Origin of the sequence: Pseudomonas sp. R84 (genome assembly GCF_009834515.1) — a bacterium.
Taxonomy (GTDB): Bacteria; Pseudomonadota; Gammaproteobacteria; order Pseudomonadales; family Pseudomonadaceae; genus Aquipseudomonas.
The window spans coordinates 3,160,300-3,182,095 of record NZ_CP019426.1 but is presented as its reverse complement, the minus strand read 5'-3'; the positions used below and the strand labels follow the sequence as shown (position 1 = coordinate 3,182,095).

The following is a 21,796-nucleotide window of genomic DNA, read 5'->3' as shown; positions in this document are numbered from 1 at the left end:
CGGCGGGCGCGTTGATCAGTCTTTCTGATCCCGCAGTATATTGCCCGACGCGCCGTCGATGCGGAACTCGTAGACAACGCCATCAGCCTTGCGCCCCTCGCCCTTCCAGTAGCCGTTGTTGTCGGCCTCGATCTCATAAACCTCGACATAACCGGCCTTGGTCTTGATGGTCTCGATGGCTTTTTCGATGGTGATCCAGCCCGCACCCGGCCGATCGGCCAACGCGGCACCAGCGCTGAGCAAACTGGCGGTGGCAATTAACGCTGCGAATGTCTTTTTGATCATTTTTTCACTCCATTTGTGGATAGTGTTCATAAGCGTCCTGCTTTTTGGGTGCCGGAGCGAAAAATAAGTTCCAATTTGATGGGTAAATGCCATGACGGATGTTCTCGGCCACTTCCCGACAAGGTTAGAATGTGCGAAATCAGGACGAGTCAATGACCCAAGACACCCTCTCGGAAGCCGAATACGATGCGATCACCGATGCCGCTGCGCATTGGTGCATGCGTGTGCACGCCGCCGACTGCACGGACGAAGAGCATCGCGCATTCAAGCAATGGCACGACGCACATCCACTGCATGCGTTCGAATATGAAGCCATGCTGGAAATCTGGGACGTGGCGGAACACTTGCCTCGTCCGGAATCTGCGTCAGTCGTGCCAGCCCCGCGACCTTCGCGCTCATGGCGTCAATTCGCTATTGCAGCCGGTGTCTGTGCGCTCGCCCTGCCCCTGGCCGCTTACACTGGCTGGAACCTGGGTTGGCTGCCCGACAGCTATGAGCATTTCGCCGCCACCGATAATGTCCGGCAGGTCACACTGAGTGACGGCAGCCAGATCGAACTGAACCTGAACACCGATCTGACCTTCAGCAATTACAAGGACGAACGCCGCGTCACCCTGAAAAAAGGTGAAGCGTTCTTTACGGTCAGTCACGACACGGCCCACCCGTTTGTCGTCCGCGCAGGCGAAGGCAATATTCGGGTCACGGGAACACGGTTCAACGTCTGGATGTATCAGGACCAGGTGCGCGTGAACCTGATCGAAGGTTCGGTGCTGGTCACCAGCAATCGTTCATTGCCAGGTGACGGCTTGCGCCTCGGCCCGTCGATGCAGGCGCGCTACAAGCAAGGCGATTACATGCCGCAGATCAGCCAGACCTACTCCGATGACAGTTCATTGGCCTGGCGCAACGGCAAACTGGTGTTGGATAACCTCGCGCTGAGCGAAGCACTGCCACTGATCAACCGTTATCTGAGCAATCCACTCGAACTGGCTGATAACAGCACCGGTTCGATTCGCGTGGGTGGCATCTACAACATCAAAGAGCTGAACAACCTCGCCAACAGCCTGCCCAAGGTGCTCCCGGTCTACCTGAGCCGCAACAAGGAAGGTAACCCGGTGATCAACTCGATACCGCAACAGCCGCCAAAAAGCTGAAGGCCGCAACCCTTGCAGGATGCGGCCTTCAGGCTCGTCGCCACTAACGCTCGGGTTTATTGAGCGGCAACGTTCCCCGCCTTGTCCAACGTCTCACGAACAGTCTGCACCTGATACTGCGGATCAGCCTGAATCTGCTGTTCGGTGAACGGCAACACACTCCACTGCTTCTTCGAGAACGCCTCGGTCTGGTCCCGCGAATACTTCGACGCAGGATCGCTCGACAGCGAGAACGCCAGCAGCCCTTGGGCGTGCGGGCCCTTGTCGTCAAAGGTCACGACTTGCAGGTAGCTGGTGCCACTGACCACTTCGAGTTTGCCGTCCTCACGGGGCACGCTCTGGATGGCGTTGTAGATTCCCAGGGTAGCCGGCCCGCCGTGAATCGGCGTCTGTTGCCCGCCACTGCTGACCACCTGGATATCACCCCAGCGGGTTTGCGGCTTGAGACCCATTTTTGTAGTCGATTCGACCGACGCCAGCATGGCCTCACGCAATGCCTTGGCCACCGCCGGCTGCTCGACGGCCAGGCCACGCGGAGTGTGTTGCGCATCCTTGGGATCGAACGCCACGCGCCAGACATCCGGCGAAGCCTGCAACGCCTGCATGATGTTCTGGAAGTGCACCAGGCCCACGCCCGAATCGAGATTGGCCCGGCCATCCCAGGCCTTGAGGCTGACGCAAACCGGTTTAAGGGCCTGAGCATCGGCGCCAAGGTCCGCGGCACAGAACTTCAGTAGATCCGGCACCACCTGCGTCGCCAGATACACCTGATCGTCCATCACCATCTGCTGCAGATCCTTCACCGCCAACGGCCCTTTCTTGCTCAGCGTGCTCAAACGATCCAGAGCAAACCGGGCGCGCAAGCCCAGCGGCTGGCCATCCTGACTGATCAACGGCGAGAAACCGGTTAGCGGTTGCGCCGGGTTGGCCAGCCATGCCGAGTCATTGGAGTGCTGGACGAAATCCTTGCGCAGCAGTTGCGGCAGTTGGCTGGAGGCATAAATGCCTTTCTGTGCAGCTTGCGGGTCGATGTCCCATGCGCACGCACTGTTGGAACCGTCCAGCACGATCATTTGTGTGCCGATACGCGGGTCGCTGCACTTGGCTAGCTTCTCGGCGTTGACGTTTGGCACCACCGACAGGTTCATGTACAGCGTCTGGCCCTTGTCATCGACGGCCAGGGTGTTGACCCACGGAATACCCTGAATCTTGTGCACCGAATCCTGCAGCTCCGAAAGTGTGGACGCCTGATTCATCGTGTACCACTGGTTCAGCACCCGATCATTGTCGATATTGGCGTCGCGCAAGCTGTAGGCGAACTGGTTGTCCCAGTCGAGCTTGCCCGGCCATTGCACAATCGGCCCGAATTGTGAGCTGTAGACATCACGCGAGACCGGCACCACTTGCCCGTCGGCCTGTTTCACCTGCACGGTGACGGTCTGCTTGTTCAATGGCAGAGATTTGCCATCGAGCAGATAGCGCGTGGAATCCTTCGGATCGAGTTGCAGACGATAGAGTGTGAAATGTTTCGATGAATCGACCGTGTGCGTCCAGGCCAGGTGCTGATTGAAGCCGATATTGATCATCGGCAGGCCTGGCAAGGCAGCGCCCATGACGTCGAGCTTGCCCGGAATGGTCAGGTGCATCTGATAAAAGCGCATGCCACCGACCCAAGGGAAGTGCGGATTGGCCAGTAACATCCCGCGCCCGTTGAACGAGCGCTCGCTGCCCACCGCGACAGCGTTACTGCCACGGTCCAGGGCAAAACGCTGCTGACGCGCATCGGCCAACTGATAGGCCTGCGAGTTTTGTTCGATTGCGGCGCTCGCATGCGGCGGTGTAGCACCGGCCAAGGCCTCGGCGAACTGGCCAACACCGCCCTCGACCAACAGACGGCGGGTCAGCTTCACCAGATCTTCCGGTGCAATCTCTCGCACCCACTCGCCCTGACACTGTTGCGGCAAGCCTTGCGGACGGCGCTCGGCCAGATAACGGTTGTAACCGGCCGCATAGCCCTCGACCAGATCACGCACCTGCGCAGGTTGCGCCTGCCAGAATGCTCTGACCGCTTCAGGCGTATTGAGCCAGGTAAAGAACACATCGCTGACGCGGTTTTCGCGTTGTTCGACGGTGAACTGATCCGGGCCGAAGTAACGTGAGCGCTGGCCGTTGACCGTCACGATCTCGTTGGCCAACAGGCACAGATTGTCCTGCGCATAGGCATAGCCGATGCCAAAACCCAGCCCGCGCTCGTCTTGCGCGCGGATATGCGGCACGCCAAAAGCAGTGCGGCGAATATCGGCGCTGACATCCGTGGCCGGGCTAAACGCATGGGCTGAACAACTCAGACCAAAAACCGTGCTGGCCACTGTAAGTTGCAAGCTGCGAGCGACAAGCTTCGAGCAAAAGCCATATTTGACATTCGAACCGAAGTTTTCAACTTGCCGCTCGAAGCTCGAAGCTTGCAGCTGCTTCAATCCCGTTAACTGTCTGGAAATAATCACGCTCGCTCCTGATCGACATGCCAAAGAGCGGGTCCGGCGCTGACGCGGACCCACCCTGGAAACACCCACGCGTCCACGCGCAATGAGCCTGTCGAAGAAACGAAGTCAGAGGAAAAAATTTAGGCTCTCCACGCCCCCCCCCCCAAAGCAGAATCAAAAGCCCCTCACCCTAGCCCTCTCCCGGAGGGAGAAGGAACTGACCGAGGTGATTGCGAGAGATACCGCGACATGAAATACCGAGCCGCACTCGAATTCGGAGCAAATCAAAAGCCCCTCACCCTAGCCCTCTCCCGGAGGGAGAGGGAACTGACCGAGGTGATTGCGAGAGATACCGCGACATGAAATACCGAGCCGCACTCGAATTCGGAGCAAATCAAAAGCCCCTCACCCTAGCCCTCTCCCGGAGGGAGAGGGAACTGACCGAGGTGATTGCGAGAGATACCGCGACATGAAATACCGAGCCGCACTCGAATTCGGAGCAAATCAAAAGCCCCTCACCCTAGCCCTCTCCCGGAGGGAGAGGGAACTGACCGAGGTGATGGCGAGAGATACAGCGACATGAAATACCGAGCCGCACTCAAATTCGGAAGCAAATCAAAAGCCCCTACCCTAGCCCTCTCCCGGAGGGAGAGGGAACTGACCGAGGTGATTGGGGAAGCTGCGCCTACATAAAAAACCGAGCCGCACTCGAACCCAGAAACAAATCAAAAACTACACCCTCCCCGCTCCTCACCACTCAACAGGATGAGCGTTAGCTCGGCTGCAGCTTTTGATCTTGCCGTGCTGGCCCCTTCGGCAGGCTGAGTGGAGGGATTTATCCGGGGGTGGGAGCGCAGCGACCGTTCGACGAAGTCGAATGCATCGAGAGGAGGTGCAGCGAAGCAAACCGTAGGCGATGCCCCCGGATAGATCCCGTAACGAAGGAACCCGAGCCACGGCGAGGGCCGAACGCCGGGGCCCAGACCTTTGGTTCCTTTGGGGCGTTTGCCAAAGGGACTCGCTGTAAGAGCGAAACCGCCAGCGGCAACACCCGCAGCAACGGATATTCCCCCAAAACCCAACAGCATGGTCGGCCCAAAGGCCGCCAAGGCCAACCCAATTCCAACCCGCAATCACAAGAAAAAGACAAACCCCCGACAAATTTTCTACATTTTTTCTTTCATGATTTGTCGTGCTGAAACGTCTTGTTTAGAGAGAGCAAAAAAACCCTCCCCGATCAGGCTCTGAAAAGGAGTAATCGCATGTACAACTCGCAACTACCAACGGACGGTAGCCAGGCACCCAAAGGAGTTTCCATGAGCCCCCACGCGAGCGATTTCGGGCAACGCGTCGAGCGTCACGGTAACGAACGCATCCGCTTGCTGCTGAAAAGTTTCGGGCTGCGCACCAGCCTGATTCGTCTGAAAGTCATTGATGCCCTGCTGGTCGCCGCACAAAGCGAGCGGCGTCTGGGCGTGCGCGGCGTCCACAGCCAATTGCTGGACCTGGATATTCCGCTGTCATTCCTCAGTGTGCGCGAAGTGCTAAAGCGTCTGTGCGCCGAAGGGGTGATCACCTTCAATGAAGACAAGAGCTACAGCCTGCATCCACAGGCTGCGGCAGTCCTCAACAACGATTGAATCGTGCGGCAAACGCCGTCAAGGCTTGACCTTGCGGCGCATGACGCCGTTGATGACGACCACGATCACCGCCACACCGATGGCGACGAACTGGAAAGTCTTCTCCGAAATCATGCCGGCGTTTTGCAGCCAGGACAGACCAAGCATGATGGCCAGGACCGACACGGCGATCAGAATCGAATAAATCAAGCGTTGCTTGTGGGTCATTACGGCTTCCTGAAACGTTGAAATGTATCCGTTTTGTATCCGTTTGCATGCCATGCACATACCGTTCTACGGGGATGCGCCGCTGCAATCGGGGTCTCATGTTACAGCCGATGAAGAGTTTTGGCTTCATGACGGCGTAACCATGAGGAATTTTCAAAATGCTGCGTCGAATCACCTGGCTGATTCCCGTTCTTGCCCTGCTGACCCTGAGTGGCTGCATCATCTTCCCCCACGGCGGCTGGCATGACGATCACCACCGTTATTACCAGGGTGGCCCTGGTTATTACCAACATCGCTAGAACAGGATTGTTCGCCCTGCCCGCTTACCCACAAACAGATTGAGGCAGGAAATCAACAAGCCCGATCAACTTCAAACAAAGCCCGCCCTGTTGCGGGCTTTTCTGTTTTTTGCCGACGGCTTCTGGCGCGCAGTTGAAACTTGCCTGACAAGCAAAGCGGACTTGCTAAACAAGTTGCAAGCATTTGAAATCTAATGTCGCAGCAAAAGAATAGGTGACACAAGCCTCTGCAACTAGTCTCTGCCAACTTTCTCCCACTTACTGACAGGGACGTTTATGCAGAGAACACTTATAGCGATCGGGCCACGGCAAGTACTCGGATTTTGTTTGGCACTGAGTGCTTTTGAACTTCTGACGTATATGGCAAGTGACTTGATCATGCCAGCCATGTTGGGTGTGACAACAGAACTTCAGGCCGATGTACGACATGTTCCAAACGCGTTCAACTTGTATCTGATCGGCGGAGTCTGCCTGCAATGGCTGATTGGGCCGCTGTCCGATCAATGGGGCCGGCGGCGGGTACTGTTGATCGGCTGCGCATTGTTCGCGGTGGCCTGCGCAAGTGCATTTGCCACTCAGAACATTGAAACCTTCAATCTGCTGCGACTGTTGCAAGGCATGGGCCTGGGTTTCGTGGTCGCGGTCAGTTATCCCGCCCTTCAGGAAGTATTCTGCGAGGCCGATGCGGTGCGCTTGATGGCGCTGCTCGGCAATATCGCGCTGCTTTCACCGCTGATGGGGCCGCTACTGGGCATTGTCTTGCTGCAGTGGCTGTCTTGGCGCGAACTGTTTCTGGGCTTGGGTTTTGCCGCATCAATGGTCTGGCTGGGGCTTTTCGTCTGCATGCCGGAAACGGTCGGGGTCACTCGCCACGATGGGCAAGTGCAGGCCGCCGTACGTTTTTCCTGGCGCCAGACCGGTCAGCGCTACCGAGCCCTCTTGAGTAATCGTCGCTTCCTCGCTGCCAGTCTTGCACTGGGGCTCATGAGCCTGCCGCTGATCGCCTGGATCGGCCTGGCACCGTTGCTGCTGATCCAGCTGCTCGGGCTGACGCCGCTGGAATATGCCTTGTGGCAGATTCCGGTTTTTTCTGCCGTTATCACCGGCAATCTGATCCTCGACCGCTTGCTGGACACGCATTCTTTGTCCCGGTTGATCCGGTTGGCGCTCTGGCCTTTTGGTCTGGGTCTTATGGCATTGATTGCCTGCGCGCTGTCAGGTGCCGGACTGGGCGCAGTGGTTGCCAGTCTGGGGCTGTACGCGGTCGGGCTGGGAATGAGCAACGCTGCGCTGTATCGGTTGGCGCTGTTTGCCAGCGACGACAGCAAGGGGTTGGTTTCGGCGCTGGCCGGCATGATTTCGATTGCGGTGATGGGGCTCGGCGGCTCCCTGATTGCCGCCATCGGCGGCGGCACCCAACTCGAACTCTTCGCACTCTGCGCCGCCTTCAGTGGCCTGATGTGCCTGCCCCTGTTGCACGGCTTGTTGCAACGCAAACATCCCGACTCCGCCTCTACTCAATAAAGGAGTATTGAATGAATCAGTTCCCCGCCAGCGATGCGCTTTGCGCATTGCCACACCCCTATTGCCCGGCTTCCGTGCCAGCAGGCCTGTTCGATCAGGCCATGACCGAGATCAGTCGCTTTCATTGCCAGCACACTCCCGGCTATGAACATTGGCTGAACGCCAACGGCCTCGATGTGAAGGATCTGGACAGCCTCGATGACTGGTCCCGGCTCCCGCCGATTCTGGCCAATTTTTTCAAGCAGCAAATGCTGCTCAGCCCCACCGCAGAGAATGCCCTGGAACTGACATCGTCCGGCACCAGTGGCCAAAAAAGCCGCATGCGCTATGACCCGCGCAGTCTGTCGGCCGCGCAGTTCATGGTCGAGCGAATCTTTAGTCATTACGGTTGGCATTCAGCGCAGACGCCGTGCAACTACTTGCTGCTGAGCTACGAACCGCAGGGAGCGATCACACTGGGGACGTCCTTCACCGACCAATTTCTCTGCCGCTTTGCGCCCGTCAACCGAGTTGTCTACGCCTTGCGTTGCAACGGCGATGGCCACCAGTTCGATGTGTTCGGGGTCATCGCGGCTCTGCAATCGTTCGCCGAAGAAGGCCTGCCTGTGCGCATTTTCGGCTTCCCGGCGTTTCTTTGGCAGACCTTGCAGCAGATGCAGGCCACCGGCGTGCCTGCGCTGAAACTGCCAAGTGATTCATTGGTGTTTTTCGGCGGTGGCTGGAAAACCCTCGCGAGCAAGGAAATTCCAAAACAACAACTGTATGGGCGTATCGTCCGGCAACTGGGCATCGAACTGTCGCAGTGCCGCGACGGTTACGGCGCCGTCGAGCATGCGGTGCCCTACATCGAATGTGCCCAGCATCATTTTCATGTCCCCGTTTACGCCAAGGCTTACGTGCGCAATCCGCAGGATTTTTCCATCCAGCCCTACGGTCAGCAAGGCTTGCTGGGATTCGTCTCCCCCTACATCTCGTCCAGCCCCGCGCACGCGGTGGTCATGAGCGATCTGGCGACGCTGCATCCCGGGTCGAGTTGTGATTGCGGCCTCGCCAGTGACTGGTTCGAACTGCAAGGTCGCGCAGGCACCACGGCCAGTAGAAGCTGTGCGATGGCCGCTTCCGAATTGCTGGGGGGGCACTGACATGTACCTGATCAACGGAGAACTGCTAGCAGACGTCGACCTCGACAATGCACTGGCGCTGCTGCATCAGACTTTGCCGCAACACCTCTCTACACCGCTGGACAACGCCACCGTACTAAGCGCCGCCGCACAGTTTGCGCAGCAATTGCACAACGCCGAACTGCCGCTGGACGATGAACAACGCCAGGCGCTGATCGCCTTCTGTCAGCCTCACGCCTTGCAACTCAAGCTTGAGCGCGAACTCGGCGATCAGGCTGAATCGTTGCGACGTGTCGATTATCGGCAATCGCGTTTTGAGCGCTGGAGTCCGCTCGGCCTGGTGGTCCACGTCACGCCGGCCAACGCGCCGCTGCTGGCGTGCTGCGCAATGATTGAAAGTCTCTTGGCCGGCAACATCAACTGGCTACGGCCCAGCAGCAGTGACCAAGGCCTGACGGCGCGCCTGTTACATACCCTGGTGCAATGCGACCCAAGTGGTGAGTTGCGCCATTACGTCGCTGTGTTGCCGGTGGCGACAGCCCAGATCGGCAGTTTGTGCAAAATGGCCAACGGTGTTTCGGCATGGGGTGGCGAAGCGGCGCTGCACGCGATCCGCCAACAGTTGCCGCCCGGATGTCGCTGGATCGACTGGGGGCACCGCATCAGTTTTGCCTACCTGACGCCGGACGCGGCCTCGCCACAGGCGCTGGACGCGCTGGTCGATGAGGTCTGCCGACTGGATCAGCAAGCCTGCTCCAGCCCGCAATGGTTGTTGGTCGATAGCGACGACCCCGCCGTTCTACAAGCAATCGGCGGCGAATTGGCCAAGGCGTTCGAGCGCCGCGCCGGGCAATGGCCGGCACTGATCCCGACGGCTCAGGAGGCCAGCGAAATCACTACCCGCACCCTGATGACGCGCCTGAGCCAGAGTTTTTCCGAAGTGACGGCGCAAGTCTGGAGCGCACCGGGATGGCGGGTGATCTGGAGCCATGATCAGCTGCTTGCGCCCTCGCCGCTGTTTCGCACGGTGTTGCTCAAACCCCTGCCACGTACGCGTCTGGCGCAAAACCTGCTGCCTTGGCGCAATGTTTTACAGAGCTGCGCACTGGTGTGTAACGAAGCGCAGATCGGTGCATTGTCGCGAACATTGATTGCCGCCGGCGTCAGCCGAATTGCGCCGATTGATGCAATCCATGATGGCTACGATGGCGAACCCCACGACGGTGTCTATGCACTGCAACGCCTGAGCCGGCGGGTGTCGGTCAGCGTCGCCGCGACGCAGTTGTCCACCCACATGACCCTCGACCGGCCACCTTGCAAACCGACGATGGCGGGCGTGGCGATCACCGACAAAGAGGCGTTTATCGCGCGACCGACAACAGCAGCCGCGCAACTGTTTTTCCGCTCTGGCGGCAGCAGCGGCACACCAGCGTTGGCGGGATACAGCTACCGCGATTTTCAACGGCAAATGCGCGCAACGGCCGACGGGTTGTTTGCGGCGGGGCTCGATCCGAGCCGTGACAAGGTGATGAACCTGTTCTTCAGTGGGGGTCTGTACGGCGGCTTCTTCAGTTTTGCCAAAGTGCTGGAAACGCTGGGTGTCAGCCACCTGCCAATGGGCGCTCCCGCCGACGATGACTACCGCGATATTGCACAAGTCATTATCGAGCAACAGGTCACCGTGCTGATCGGCATGCCCAGCACCCTGCATCGTTTGTTCCTCAACGAACAGCAGCGCCTGAGCCGTTATGGCGCCATCGAAAAAGTCTTTCTCGGCGGTGAACACATCAGTGATCAGTGCCGCGAACTGTTGCAGCGCTGTGGCGTTGCCAGCATCCGCTCGGCGGTGTACGGCAGTGTCGATGCCGGCCCCTTCGGGCATGCCTGCGCCGCGACCGGCGATGGTGTGTTTCATCTGATGGACGCGATCCAGCATCTGGAAATCGTTGCGCTGGAGGAGGACGTACCTGTCGTTGGCAATGAAGTCGGCCGTTTACTGTTCACCTCAAAAGCACGCGAAGGTCAGCAGGTACAGCGTTATGACGTCGGCGACACGGGGCGCTGGTTGCCCGGCGATTGTCCGTGCGGGCTGAGTTCGCCGCGTTTCGAGTTGCTGCAACGGCACGGCAGACTGCTGCGTATCGGCACCGATTTCATCTGCCTGAACGAGCTCGCCAAACACCTGCAAGCACCGTTTCAGTTACATCTCGATCACGCCCCTGATGGCCTCGAACGCCTGCTGATTCGCAGCCCCGCTGCCCCCGCCGACATCCTCCGCCGACTGGAAGGCTACGTGACGCTGGCGACCCTCGTGCGAACCGGGCTGCTCACCGTGCAAGGGCAAACCTGCGAGCCACAACAGTTCGACAGAAACAGACACAGCGGAAAGATACCGGCAGTGGTCGACGCTCGCCGCTGAAGGCCAAACATCGTCCATTATCAGAACAATTAAAGAGAACACCATGAACACCACACTTGAACTGAACAAGTTGCTCGCCTTCGCCCGACAGCACTCAACTTATTACGCCAGACATTGGCAAGGCGTTAAGCCGCAGATCAGCACACTGGATGAACTTCCGCCGATTGATCCGCAACAATACTGGGCCAGCAGCAATAACTTCGATCAATGGCCAGTACTGACTTCAACAGTCGAACGCGCACTGGTGTTCAAGACTGGTGGAACAACCAGCGCAGGTAAGCTTTCGGTATTCACTCGTGAGGAATGGCAGACACTTGTGCGCGACTTCGGGCGCCATCTGGCGAGCCAACTCAATCCGGGAGACCGGGTTGCAAATCTGTTTTTTGTCGGCGATCTGTATGCCAGTTTCATCTTTATCCACGACGCCTTGGCGCACGAAACATCGGGTATTACCGAATACCCCTTCACCGGCGACGTCGACTTTACGGTGCTGGCTGACTCGATCCGCCAACACCGGATCAATGTGTTGGCCGGCGTGCCTGCACAACTGCTGACCTTCGCCAGCGTGCTGGAGCGCCAGGGACAAACCCTGGTCGAGGTCGAAAGCGTACTTTACGGCGGCGAAAGCCTGTTCGCCGGGCAATTGCAGATGTTGCACCGAGTGTTCCCCAACGCACGGATCGCCTCCATCGGCTACGCCAGTGTCGACGCAGGGTTCATCGGCGCCACAAGCCGCGATTGTGCCTTGGGCGAACACCGCATGCTGGCCAGCCACAGCGTGCTGGAAATCATCGACGAGCACACCGGTGAAGTGATTGAAGAATGCGATCGCACCGGGCGTTTGCTGATCACCAACCTCACTCGTCGGCTTATGCCATTGATTCGTTATCCCGTGGGTGACCTCGCCTGCTGGCGAGAACCGGCCACGGCGCCCATGCGCAAATTTGCCCTGATGGGTCGCAGCATGAGCAGTCAGCGCGTACGAGTCAGCAGCCTGACCCTGCTGATCGAAGACATCGACACAATCATTCAGCGCAATACCGTCAGCGACGACTGGCAACTGGTCATCAGCCAATCGGCAAACGTCGATATCTTGTGTCTGAAGTGGGTGCCCGAGGCGCTGAAACCCGAGACGACTCAGGCCAGTACAGCCTTGCAAAACGGCTTGATCGAACATTATCCGCTGATCGCGCAACTCTGTGCTGATGGCCAACTTGAGCTACAGGTCGCCCATTGCACAGCCGATGAGCTCGCTCGCCATCCGCGCTCTGGCAAACGCCAACGAGTCGTCGACCTTCGCGACTACAACGCCCCACGTCCGGAGCAACGCCCATGGACAACGTGACGCTGCGCAGCTATCGCCGCTCCGATGCCGCAGCGGTCAGCCGTCTGTTCCGGGAAGCCTATGGTGACCATTACGTGCAGCCGCACGTGTATATGCCGCTGATGATCAACCAGAACCACGGCGATGGTAGATGGCATTCACTGGTGGCGGAATCCGGGAAGAAAATTCTCGGCCACGCCACGTTGTGCAGAAATGTGGGAACGCGCACGGCGGAACTGGCGTTGAGCGTGGTCCATCCTTCAACACGCGGGCAAAACATTGCGACGCAGTTGGGCATGCGGCTGTTGATCCATGCCCAGGCACTCGGTTGCCACGGCGTGACCATCAAACAGGTGACGCAGCACCCCTACACACAACGCATGGCTGACCGCCTCGGTTTTTGCAGCACCGGGTTATTGCTCGACTACGTACCCTCACCGTTTGGCGAGCCACTGCCGGAGTCCATCGTCATCGGCTACACCCCTGTCGAAGGCTATCGCCGCCCGCTCCCGGCATTGTCCTGGCCGCAAAGCTGCCACGATTTCATGGCGCATTTGTGCGGCATATACGGGACCCAGGAAAAAGAGGCGCTTTGGGTGGGAGAGTCGATGCAGGTTGAACAATGCTCAGGGCGTTATGACGTGATACTGAAAAAACTCGACGCCGGCTTGCTTCAGCAACTACGACGACTACCCGAACACTGGATGATCTCGATCAGACTCAGGCTGGCAACGGGTTTCGCCAGTGCCGTGGAAAGCCTCTCGGCGATGGGTTTCGTCTTCACCGGGATTGCCCCGAATGAACGTTGCGCGGGATGGCTGGCGTTGTTTCATCGTGGATATCAGCCGCGTACGCTGGAGTTGCGCTGCCCGCACATCCAGCGACTGCATGATCAGGCGCAACAACACATTGCCCCGAGCGCCAGCGAGGCGCCGCCGCTGTCTTGAACCAAAAGTCTTTACCTCGACCAGCCCGTTCAAGCGTTGGACGGGCTACACCGGTGGGGCTCAAGCCTTGGCTTTGACACCCTCGTCGGCCGGTTTCGCGGCGTTGCCTTCACCGTAGGTCTTGAGGTTCTGCAGAACATAGATCGCTTTCTTGAACTCGGGAATCAGGTTCTTGCCGTAGGCGTTGCCATTGAGCCCGTTGGTCTGGATGGCATCGAGTTGGGTGGCGAAATATTCCAGCGCATTGAATTTCGCATCGACATCGGTCGTCACGCCGAAACGGTCGAACTTGTCACCGGCGTTCATCAACGTAAACGAAGTGATCTCGGAGATCAGCCCGCGGCCACGCAGAAACGCGCTCAGGTTACCCAGTTGTTTGACCGACACATTCGCAGGATCAAAACCCTTGATCTGCTTGCGCAAACCCTGCTTGTCCATTTCAGCAGTATTCAGTGCGTTGGGATCGTTGCCGACCATGGTCAGCATCTGCTGCACCTTGACGCTCTGGGCCACCTGTTTTTTTGCGCCGGTGTTACGAACCAGAACCCCTGCCTTGCTCTCCCAACCACCGACAATACCGATCGTCATGAGAAGACTCCCTGTGAAATGACCACGAAAATGTAGGTGCCAAGCACCATTAATGGGCGCGAGTATCGACGGGCGAACTGATGGCACCAACCTTTTTCTGAACTTTTTTACAATTCTTGTACATTCTCGATACAAAAGCCAAACACCCCGCAAATCCTGACCCAGAGCTGTCATGACAATGAAATGAAAATCGGGGTTACGCGCACTGGGGCGGGCTGATACGCGTTTGTGTATCGAACCTGATACTGACCAGTCATCGGCACCTGCATGTTTTAGGACGTGAGTACCTAAAGCTTCCCGTCGCAACGACGATACGCTGTGGATACCCGCACTGTTTTAACCCTGCCCCCTAATAAGAAACGCTGCTCAAGGACCGGTCTCCATGCCCGCATTCCGCACTATTCAGGCTCGCTATACGCTGTTTCTGGTTCTGTTCATCCTGCTGCTGTCGGTGTTGACCGTGGTCGGCATCAGCCAACTGGTCGCCCCCAAGCTGCGGCATACCGAAGAACAGGTAGTCCTCAACCGCATCGCCGAAGTGGCCGAGCAGATTCAGGGCGAGTTGAACAAAGTGCAGGCGCAACAGCGCAGCATCACCCAGACCATCCCGCTGCTCGACAGCGCCGCCATCGACACGGTGCTGCCAGGCTTGGTTGATCAGTACGGCGAGTTGAAGGTGTTCGGCGGCGGGATCTGGCCACTGCCGGGGCAGCGTGAGGCCGGGCGCAACAAATTCAGTACGTTCTGGCACCGCGACGCGTCGGGCAAACTCGCCGTGAACACCTTCTGGAATAGCGACGCGGCCCCCAACTATTACGATCAGAGCTGGTACAAGGGCGGCATGGCCAAACCGCGCGGCCAATGCGCGTGGGCGGCAGCGTATAAAGATGACGCCAGCGCCGAGCCGCGCACCAACTGCGCCATGGCCATCCAGAAAAACGGTAGCGCCTGGGGTGTTTCAACCATCGACGTAACCCTCGGCTTCTTCAACGATCTGGTGGCGCGCAAGGAGAAAGACCTCAATGCCGAAATGCTGATCATCGAAGCCGACGGCAAGATCATCAGTAACAGCTCGCGCATCAGTGGCCCGATTGTGCTGAAAAACATCAACGAACTGGCTGGCACGTCGACCTTCGCCAGTCAGGTCAAAGCCGCGTTGCAGAACCGCGATCAGGCACAACGCATCGAGTTCGACAACAACGGTGAAGCCAGCACCTTCTTCATGCGCCCGATTGAAGGCACGCCGTGGTTCCTCGCCAGCGCCCTGCCGACGAAAATGCTTACCGCACAGCGTGATGACGTCCTCAGCACCTTGAGCCTGTTGCAGATTCCGCTGGTGATCCTGCTGGTGCTGTTGCAGGTCTACGCGATTCGCCAGTTGGTGCAGCGCATGAAAGCGTTGAAAGCCAACATCGATTTGCTGTCCAGCGGCGATGCCGACCTGACCCGCCGCATTACCATTCGCGCCGAAGATGAACTGGGTGCTATCGGTCATTCGGTCAACACCTTTATTGCCTACCTGCAAAACATGATCGGCGAAGTCACCCAGGCTACCGGTGCCATGGCCTCGAGCCTCGATAACCTGCAACGCACTTCGGCGAACACCAGCCAGATCCTGCTGCGTCACGCCTCGGAAACCGATCAGACCGTTACCGCCATCACCGAGATGAGTTCGACGGCAGAAAGCGTCGCGCAGAATGCCGCCGAAACCGCCGCGTTCACCCAGCGTGCCAATGAAAACGCCGACCGTTCCCGGGTGGTGGTGGGCGAAGCGACCAACAGCGTCGTGGCGCTGATCGATGAAGTGGCCAGCGCCACACACAAAGTTGAAAACATGCAGCAGGACGCCCAGCGCATCACCGAGATCCTCGGGGTGATCGGTGCGATCGCCGGGCAGACCAATCTGCTGGCGCTCAACGCCGCGATCGAAGCAGCACGCGCCGGTGAACAAGGCCGTGGTTTTGCCGTGGTCGCCGATGAAGTCCGCGCCCTCGCCGCCCGCACCCAGGCCAGCACTTCGGAAATCAACGAGATGTTGACCCGCCTGACCCAAGGCGTGAGCTCGTCAGTCAGCGCCATGGAAAACACCCAGGCCAGTTGTCAGTCTGCCGCCGACGCCACCGCGCGGGTCAACTCCGGTCTGGATGAAATGGCCGGTTCGGTCAGCCACATCAACAGCCTCAGCACCCAGATCGCCACCGCCGCCGAACAACAAAGCGCGGTGACCGAAGAGATCAACCGCAGCATGGTGCAGATCCGCCACATGGTTGATGAACTGGTGCAGAGCGGCAAAGCCAGCGAACTGAATACCCATCAGTTGCTCGAAGCCAACAGCCGGGTGAGCGCAATCATGGGGCGTTTCAAAGTCCGCTGATTCATGCCGGGGTTACTGCCAACCAGATAACCCCTGTGGGAGCGAGCCTGCTCGCGAAAGCGTCCTGTCAGTCACTGCATCCATTGCCTGACACACTGCCTTCGCGAGCAGGCTCGCTCCCACAGGTTGGTGCTGCGTTTTGCAACAACTGGAAACATTGCGTTGATGCCAAGCAGGAAAAACCGGTCAAAATGCGTTCTTTTCTGATCGTCAACCGAGCCGAGAATCCGCTATGCGAACCCACCTGCGTCTGGTCGCCCTGAGCGCCCTCTTCATCTCCTCCCTGGCCCAGGCCGCCGATCTGATCCCGATCGAAGTGCACCGCGACGCCAATTGCGGTTGCTGTAAAAAATGGATCAGCCACCTCGAAGCCAACGGTTTCAAAGTCGAAGACCACGTCGAAAGCGACATGAGCAGCTTCAAGCAACAACATGGCGTACCGCCGCGCCTGGCCTCGTGCCACACCGCAATCATCAACGGCAAATTCGTCGAAGGCCACGTGCCGGCGGAGCAGGTCTTGGCTCTGAGCAAGCGTGACGATCTGCTCGGCGTCGCCGCACCGGGTATGCCGATGGGCTCGCCGGGCATGGAAATGGACGGCACGAGCGATGCTTATCAGGTCATCGGCCTGAAGAAGGATGGCGCTGACGTCGTCGTGGCGGACTACCCGGCCCATTGATCGGCGCCGCTTACTTCGGGCTGTTCTTTGCCGCGTTCGGTGCGGCCACCTTATTGCCGTTGCAGTCCGAAGCATTGCTGGTCGGCTTGATCGTCAGCGAGCGTTACTGGCTGTGGGGTCTGCTCGCGGTGGCAACGCTAGGCAACGTACTCGGCTCGCTGGTCAACTGGTGGCTGGGCCGTGGCATCGAGCGCTTTCAGGATCGACGCTGGTTTCCGGTCAGCCCCGCGCACATGGCCCGGGCGCGCAAACACTATGAGCGCTACGGCCACTGGTCGTTGCTTCTGAGTTGGTTGCCGATCATTGGCGACCCACTGACACTGATTGCCGGTGTCATGCGCGAGCCGCTCGGGCGCTTTCTGTTGATTGTCACCCTGGCCAAAGGCGCCCGTTACGGCGTGCTGGCCATGCTGACGCTGGGCTGGCTGGGTTGAACGTTCGGGTGCGGGCATTGCCTGTGTTTAACGTCGGCATAATCCCGCCATTCCAGCATCGGCCGATTTCAAACGGAGTTTGACCTTATGTCTGTCACGTTTTCCCGTTGGCTCCCCTCCCTGCTCCTCTGCGCCGCCCTGCCCCTGTCGGTGCAAGCTGCGACGTCAAGCGCAGCCGCGCCGGAAGGCCCGGCCTATGGCCCGGAGCTGCAAGGCTTTGAATACCCCTACACACTTAAACACTTTGCCTTTCAGTCTCAGGGCAAATCCTTGCAGATGGGTTACATGGACGTCGCCGCCCACGGCAAGGCCAATGGCCGCACCGTGGTGCTGATGCACGGCAAGAATTTTTGCGCAGCGACCTGGGACAGTTCGATCAAGGCCTTGAGCGAGTCCGGTTACCGGGTGATCGCGCCGGATCAGATCGGCTTCTGCACCTCCAGCAAACCTGACAACTATCAGTACAGCTTTCAGCAACTGGCGACCAACACTCAACAGTTGCTCAAAGCGCTGGGCATTCAGAAATCCACGTTGCTCGGTCACTCCACCGGCGGCATGCTCGCCACCCGCTATGCCTTGCTGTTCCCCGAGCAGGTCGAGCAATTGGCACTGGTCAACCCGATCGGTCTGGAAGACTGGAAAGCCCTCGGCGTGCCCTATCGCACGGTAGATCAGTGGTATCAACGTGAGCTGAAAGTCAGCGCTCAAGGCATTCGCGATTACGAACGCACCACTTACTACGACGGCCGCTGGAAACCGGAATTCGACCGCTGGGTGGACATGCTCGCCGGGCTGAGCAAAGGCCCGGGCAAGCCCCAGGTCGCCTGGAACTCGGCGCTGATCTACGACATGATTTTCACCCAGCCGGTGTACTACGAGTTCAAGGACCTGAAGATGCCGACCCTGCTGCTGATCGGCACCTCCGACACCACAGCCATCGGCAAAGACCTCGCACCGCCTGAGGTGAAAGCGAAAATCGGCCATTACGACGTGCTCGGCAAACAAGTGGCCAAGCTGATCCCGCAGTCGACGCTGGTGGAATTTCCCGGCATGGGCCACGCGCCGCAAATGGAAGAACCGGCGCAGTTCCACAAGGCCCTGCTCGACTGGCTGAATACATCCAATCCCGTTCGTTGATGAGGTAAGGCTGATGGCGGTGCAGATTGCAGTGATCGATGACTGGCAGGACGTGGCCCGCGACGTGGTCGACTGGTCAGTGCTCGATAGCCTCGGTGAAGTGACGTTCGAGCATGATTACCCGGCCGACAACGCGACACTGGCCGAGCGCCTGGGCCGCTATCAGGTGATTTGCGTGATGCGCGAACGCACGCGGTTCGACGAAGACCTGCTCAAGCGCTTGCCCAATCTGAAGTTGCTGGTCACCGGCGGCATGCGCAACGCGGCGCTGGATATGCAAGCCGCAGCAAAACTGGGCATCAAGGTCTGCGGCACCGACAGTTACAAGCATGCCGCGCCGGAATTGACCTGGGCGCTGATCATGGCGGCCACGCGCAATCTGGTGAATGAGGCCAATGCCCTGCGCGGCGGTAAGTGGCAGCAAGGGCTGGGCGGTGACCTGCATGGCAAGACCCTCGGGATTCTTGGTCTGGGCAGCATCGGCCAGCGGGTTGCACAGTTCGGTCAGGTGTTCGGCATGAAGGTCATCGCCTGGAGCGAAAACCTCACCGCCGAACGGGCTGAACAGGTTGGCGTTACGTACGTGGACAAGCAGCAACTGTTCGAGCAGGCCGATGTGTTGTCGGTGCATCTGGTGCTCAGCGAGCGCAGTCACGGGCTGGTCGATGCGCAGGCCCTGGGGTGGATGAAACCGACGGCACTGCTGGTCAACACCGCACGCGGGCCGATTGTCGATGAAGCGGCGCTGATAAAGGCCTTGCAGAAACAGCACATCGCCGGGGCAGCGCTGGATGTGTTCGAACAGGAGCCGTTGCCGGCCATGCACCCGTTTCGCACACTGGACAATGTCTTGGCGACGCCGCATGTCGGGTATGTCAGCCGGCAGAATTATGAGCAGTTCTTTTCGCAGATGATCGAAGATATTCAGGCTTGGGCGGCTGGGGAGCCGGTTCGCCTGCTGAATTGAGACCTTCATGAATACGGTGGTGTAGCGACCACTGCTTTCGCGAGCAGGCTCGCTCCCACAGGGGATCTTCAGTGGGCAGAAAATCTGTTCCCGGCGCAGATCCAATGTGGGAGCGAGCCTGCTCGCGAAGGGGCACTCACTGTCCCCCCATCAACAAACTGCCCGCCCCACAACAGTGCAACCACCCTTCCCGCTAGCACAAATCGTGACCGCCCAGTCACCGTTTTGGCCCTCCCTCACAGAAAAACCTGCACTTCGTCGGTGCGTTTCCCCCTCAAAAGTTCGGTTTACGCGGCATGCCAACCGATTGTCGAACAATTTACCCATTTGCGCCGCCCCGCTCTAGGATCTGGCCTAGACTGACTTTCGCGGGGTAAAACCGACCAGTCACATTGCCGAAAAAAAGTCGAAACTTTTGCGCGCGGCGGCGGGTCATCTGAAAGGCAGGGCCAAAGCGACTGGTGCAATCCTTGCAACGGCCCGATCACCCATTCTGCTTGCGCGTGTTGGGTAGCGTTTGCTCACCGATGCGTGGCGCGTTTGCGCCCGGCCACAGGACTTGGCCATGGACATCGCTTGTTCAAGACAAGAATCAGATCAACGATACGGGAGATTCATATGATCAGTGCGGCATTGGATATTCAGGGAGAGCGTGCTCAGCAGGCGGTTGGAGAATCGAGCACCGTCAGTGTTCCCGGCAGCCGACAGATCAACGTCCCCGGCACCAAAACGCTGACTCCAGTAGCGAGCCAGAACCCCAACAAGAAAAAAGTATTGTTCGTCACCTCGGAAATCGCCGATCTGGTCAAGACCGGTGGCTTGGGTGACGTTTCCGCCGCCCTGCCGCGGGCCATGGCCCATCTGCACGATGTGCGCGTGTTGATCCCCGGCTACCCGCAAGTGATGCACAGCGAGAACCCGATCCACATCATCGGCGAACTCGGTGGCCATGCCGCTCTGCCACCGTGCAAGATCGGCCGTATGGACATGCCCGACGGTCTGGTCATCTACGTGCTGATCTGCCCGGAACTTTACGAGCGCGAAGGCTCGCCCTACGGCGCCAACAACGGTCGCGACTGGCCGGACAACCACATTCGTTTCGCCCGTCTGGGCCTGGCCGCTGCGGACATCGCCGCCAATCTCGCGCAAATTCACTGGTGCCCGGATCTGGTGCACGCCCACGACTGGCCGGCCGGTCTCGCCCCCGCCTATATGCACTGGCGCGGGCAGCGCACGCCGACCCTGTTCACCATTCACAACCTCGCCTATCAAGGCGTGACCAGCCTCGGTTCCTGCCCTGAACTGGGGATTCCCAACCATGCTCTGCAACAGGAAGGCATGGAGTTCTACGGCAAGATGTCGTTCCTCAAGGCCGGCATGGCCTATTCGAGCCACATCACCACAGTCAGCGCCACGTATGCGCAGGAAATCACCACCCCGGATTTCGGCTGCGGCCTCGACGGCTTTCTCGCCGCCAAGACCCAGCAAGGCTTGCTCAGCGGCATCCCCAACGGCATCGATGAGAGCTGGGACGCCGCCACCGATCCGCACCTGTTCGCACCGTTTGCCATCGGTGACTGGGAAGGCAAAGCGGTCAACGCCGCGCATGTGCGTGAGCTGTTTGAATTGAATGACTCAGAAGGCCCGCTGTTCGCCGTGGTTTCGCGACTGGTCTATCAGAAAGGTCTCGACCTGACGATCGCGGTATCCGAGTACATCGTTAAAAACGGCGGACAGATCGCCATCATCGGTCGCGGTGAGCCGGAAGAAGAACAAGCCATGCGCGAACTGGCGCTACGCTTCCCCGGGCAGATCGGTGTGCGCATCGGCTTCAATGAAACCGACGCCCGCAGGATGTTCGCCGGGAGCGACTTCCTGTTGATGCCATCGCGTTACGAGCCTTGTGGTTTGAGCCAGATGTATGCCCAGCGTTTCGGCTCGCTGCCGGTCGCACGCAATACCGGCGGGCTGGCCGACACCATTGAAAATGGCGTCACCGGTTTCCTCTTCGATGAGTCCACCGCTGAAAGCTATCAAGAGGCCCTGAGCCGCGCGTTCAAGGTCTTCGCCTTCCCCGAACTGCTCAACGCCATGCGTTGCCGGGCCATGGCCGCGCCGTTCAACTGGTGCAAAGCGGTTGAACCGTACGCCGAACTCTACGAACAACTGGTGGCCAAGGCGCTGGGTAAAGCTCACCACAAATAACCAGGGAGG

At 59.0% G+C, this 21,796-nt stretch carries 18 protein-coding genes; 14 read left to right on the top strand and 4 right to left on the bottom strand.

Annotated elements, in window-relative coordinates; all coding sequences use genetic code 11:
- Positions 1-15 precede the first annotated feature (15 nt).
- Positions 16-285 carry a PepSY domain-containing protein gene (locus PspR84_RS14085; RefSeq protein ID WP_160057727.1) on the bottom strand — a complete coding sequence of 90 codons (270 nt, stop codon included), beginning with the start codon at positions 283-285 and terminating at the stop codon, positions 16-18.
- A gap of 152 nt (positions 286-437) precedes the next feature.
- Between PspR84_RS14085 and PspR84_RS14080 the strand changes: the two genes are divergently transcribed.
- Positions 438-1,439 carry a FecR family protein gene (locus tag PspR84_RS14080; RefSeq protein WP_160057726.1) on the top strand — a complete coding sequence of 334 codons (1,002 nt, stop codon included), beginning with the start codon at positions 438-440 and terminating at the stop codon, positions 1,437-1,439.
- Between the two features lie 56 nt (positions 1,440-1,495).
- Here PspR84_RS14080 and PspR84_RS14075 read toward each other — a convergent pair whose 3' ends face one another.
- Entirely contained in the window at positions 1,496-3,820 is a 2,325-nt protein-coding gene (locus PspR84_RS14075) for an acylase (protein ID WP_160060089.1), read from the bottom strand.
- Between the two features lie 1,364 nt (positions 3,821-5,184).
- On the opposite strand from PspR84_RS14075, the gene PspR84_RS14070 reads away from it, so the two are divergent.
- The gene (locus PspR84_RS14070) at positions 5,185-5,562 is read left to right on the top strand and encodes a fe2+ zn2+ uptake regulation protein (protein WP_077572726.1); all 378 of its coding nucleotides are present in this window, start codon (positions 5,185-5,187) and stop codon (positions 5,560-5,562) included.
- A gap of 18 nt (positions 5,563-5,580) precedes the next feature.
- Here PspR84_RS14070 and PspR84_RS14065 read toward each other — a convergent pair whose 3' ends face one another.
- Positions 5,581-5,769: a hypothetical protein gene (locus PspR84_RS14065; RefSeq protein ID WP_038363103.1), complete on the bottom strand. Its 189-nt coding sequence runs from the start codon at positions 5,767-5,769 to the stop codon at positions 5,581-5,583.
- A gap of 158 nt (positions 5,770-5,927) precedes the next feature.
- Between PspR84_RS14065 and PspR84_RS29480 the strand changes: the two genes are divergently transcribed.
- The 6 genes from PspR84_RS29480 to PspR84_RS14040 all read left to right on the top strand — a co-directional run bounded on the left by PspR84_RS29480 (position 5,928) and on the right by PspR84_RS14040 (position 13,403).
- Entirely contained in the window at positions 5,928-6,068 is a 141-nt protein-coding gene (locus PspR84_RS29480) for a hypothetical protein (protein ID WP_007918111.1), read from the top strand.
- 276 nt (positions 6,069-6,344) lie between these two features.
- Positions 6,345-7,592 (top strand): MFS transporter, encoded by a 1,248-nt coding sequence (locus tag PspR84_RS14060; RefSeq protein ID WP_160057725.1) that lies wholly within the window; start codon positions 6,345-6,347, stop codon positions 7,590-7,592.
- An 11-nt stretch (positions 7,593-7,603) separates the two neighbouring features.
- Positions 7,604-8,734, top strand: coding sequence for an acyl-protein synthase (locus PspR84_RS14055; protein WP_160057724.1), 1,131 nt, complete (start codon positions 7,604-7,606; stop codon positions 8,732-8,734).
- A 1-nt stretch (position 8,735) separates the two neighbouring features.
- Positions 8,736-11,132, top strand: coding sequence for an acyl-CoA reductase (locus PspR84_RS14050; protein ID WP_160057723.1), 2,397 nt, complete (start codon positions 8,736-8,738; stop codon positions 11,130-11,132).
- A 43-nt stretch (positions 11,133-11,175) separates the two neighbouring features.
- A complete protein-coding gene (locus PspR84_RS14045) occupies positions 11,176-12,477 on the top strand; it encodes an AMP-binding protein (protein ID WP_160057722.1) in 1,302 nt (433 codons plus the stop codon).
- Positions 12,465-13,403, top strand: a complete 939-nt coding sequence (locus tag PspR84_RS14040; protein WP_160057721.1) for a GNAT family N-acetyltransferase — start codon at positions 12,465-12,467, stop codon at positions 13,401-13,403. The genes PspR84_RS14045 and PspR84_RS14040 overlap by 13 nt, the downstream gene beginning before the upstream one ends.
- A 60-nt stretch (positions 13,404-13,463) precedes the next feature.
- Here PspR84_RS14040 and PspR84_RS14035 read toward each other — a convergent pair whose 3' ends face one another.
- Positions 13,464-13,991, bottom strand: a complete 528-nt coding sequence (locus PspR84_RS14035) for a hypothetical protein (RefSeq protein ID WP_160057720.1) — start codon at positions 13,989-13,991, stop codon at positions 13,464-13,466.
- A 382-nt stretch (positions 13,992-14,373) separates the two neighbouring features.
- On the opposite strand from PspR84_RS14035, the gene PspR84_RS14030 reads away from it, so the two are divergent.
- From PspR84_RS14030 to glgA, 6 genes are all read left to right on the top strand, one after another.
- Positions 14,374-16,365, top strand: a complete 1,992-nt coding sequence (locus tag PspR84_RS14030; RefSeq protein ID WP_160057719.1) for a methyl-accepting chemotaxis protein — start codon at positions 14,374-14,376, stop codon at positions 16,363-16,365.
- A gap of 232 nt (positions 16,366-16,597) precedes the next feature.
- Positions 16,598-17,044, top strand: coding sequence for a DUF411 domain-containing protein (locus PspR84_RS14025; protein WP_160057718.1), 447 nt, complete (start codon positions 16,598-16,600; stop codon positions 17,042-17,044).
- The gene (locus PspR84_RS14020; RefSeq protein ID WP_160060088.1) at positions 17,044-17,478 is read left to right on the top strand and encodes a YqaA family protein; all 435 of its coding nucleotides are present in this window, start codon (positions 17,044-17,046) and stop codon (positions 17,476-17,478) included. Before PspR84_RS14025 ends, PspR84_RS14020 begins: the two co-directional genes overlap by 1 nt.
- 87 nt (positions 17,479-17,565) lie before the next feature.
- A complete protein-coding gene (locus PspR84_RS14015) occupies positions 17,566-18,615 on the top strand; it encodes an alpha/beta hydrolase (protein WP_160057717.1) in 1,050 nt (349 codons plus the stop codon).
- 13 nt (positions 18,616-18,628) lie between these two features.
- Complete coding sequence (locus tag PspR84_RS14010) at positions 18,629-19,582, top strand: D-2-hydroxyacid dehydrogenase family protein (RefSeq protein ID WP_160057716.1); 954 nt, start codon at positions 18,629-18,631, stop codon at positions 19,580-19,582.
- A gap of 618 nt (positions 19,583-20,200) precedes the next feature.
- Entirely contained in the window at positions 20,201-21,787 is a 1,587-nt protein-coding gene (gene glgA / locus PspR84_RS14005; protein ID WP_160057715.1) for a glycogen synthase GlgA, read from the top strand.
- The last annotated feature ends 9 nt before the right edge of the window (positions 21,788-21,796 follow it).

Bases quoted from the DNA above. Each gene is read 5' to 3' on its own strand.
- PspR84_RS14070 (WP_077572726.1), top strand. From the start codon at position 5,185: ATGTACAACTCGCAACTACCAACGGACGGTAGCCAGGCACCCAAAGGA.
- PspR84_RS14065 (WP_038363103.1), bottom strand. From the start codon at position 5,769: ATGACCCACAAGCAACGCTTGATTTATTCGATTCTGATCGCCGTGTCG.
- PspR84_RS14010 (WP_160057716.1), top strand. From the start codon at position 18,629: ATGGCGGTGCAGATTGCAGTGATCGATGACTGGCAGGACGTGGCCCGC.
- PspR84_RS14060 (WP_160057725.1), top strand. From the start codon at position 6,345: ATGCAGAGAACACTTATAGCGATCGGGCCACGGCAAGTACTCGGATTT.
- PspR84_RS14045 (WP_160057722.1), top strand. From the start codon at position 11,176: ATGAACACCACACTTGAACTGAACAAGTTGCTCGCCTTCGCCCGACAG.
- PspR84_RS29480 (WP_007918111.1), top strand. From the start codon at position 5,928: ATGCTGCGTCGAATCACCTGGCTGATTCCCGTTCTTGCCCTGCTGACC.
- PspR84_RS14015 (WP_160057717.1), top strand. From the start codon at position 17,566: ATGTCTGTCACGTTTTCCCGTTGGCTCCCCTCCCTGCTCCTCTGCGCC.
- PspR84_RS14085 (WP_160057727.1), bottom strand. From the start codon at position 285: ATGATCAAAAAGACATTCGCAGCGTTAATTGCCACCGCCAGTTTGCTC.
- PspR84_RS14035 (WP_160057720.1), bottom strand. From the start codon at position 13,991: ATGACGATCGGTATTGTCGGTGGTTGGGAGAGCAAGGCAGGGGTTCTG.
- PspR84_RS14055 (WP_160057724.1), top strand. From the start codon at position 7,604: ATGAATCAGTTCCCCGCCAGCGATGCGCTTTGCGCATTGCCACACCCC.
- glgA (WP_160057715.1), top strand. From the start codon at position 20,201: ATGATCAGTGCGGCATTGGATATTCAGGGAGAGCGTGCTCAGCAGGCG.
- PspR84_RS14025 (WP_160057718.1), top strand. From the start codon at position 16,598: ATGCGAACCCACCTGCGTCTGGTCGCCCTGAGCGCCCTCTTCATCTCC.
- PspR84_RS14030 (WP_160057719.1), top strand. From the start codon at position 14,374: ATGCCCGCATTCCGCACTATTCAGGCTCGCTATACGCTGTTTCTGGTT.
- PspR84_RS14050 (WP_160057723.1), top strand. From the start codon at position 8,736: ATGTACCTGATCAACGGAGAACTGCTAGCAGACGTCGACCTCGACAAT.
- PspR84_RS14040 (WP_160057721.1), top strand. From the start codon at position 12,465: ATGGACAACGTGACGCTGCGCAGCTATCGCCGCTCCGATGCCGCAGCG.
- PspR84_RS14080 (WP_160057726.1), top strand. From the start codon at position 438: ATGACCCAAGACACCCTCTCGGAAGCCGAATACGATGCGATCACCGAT.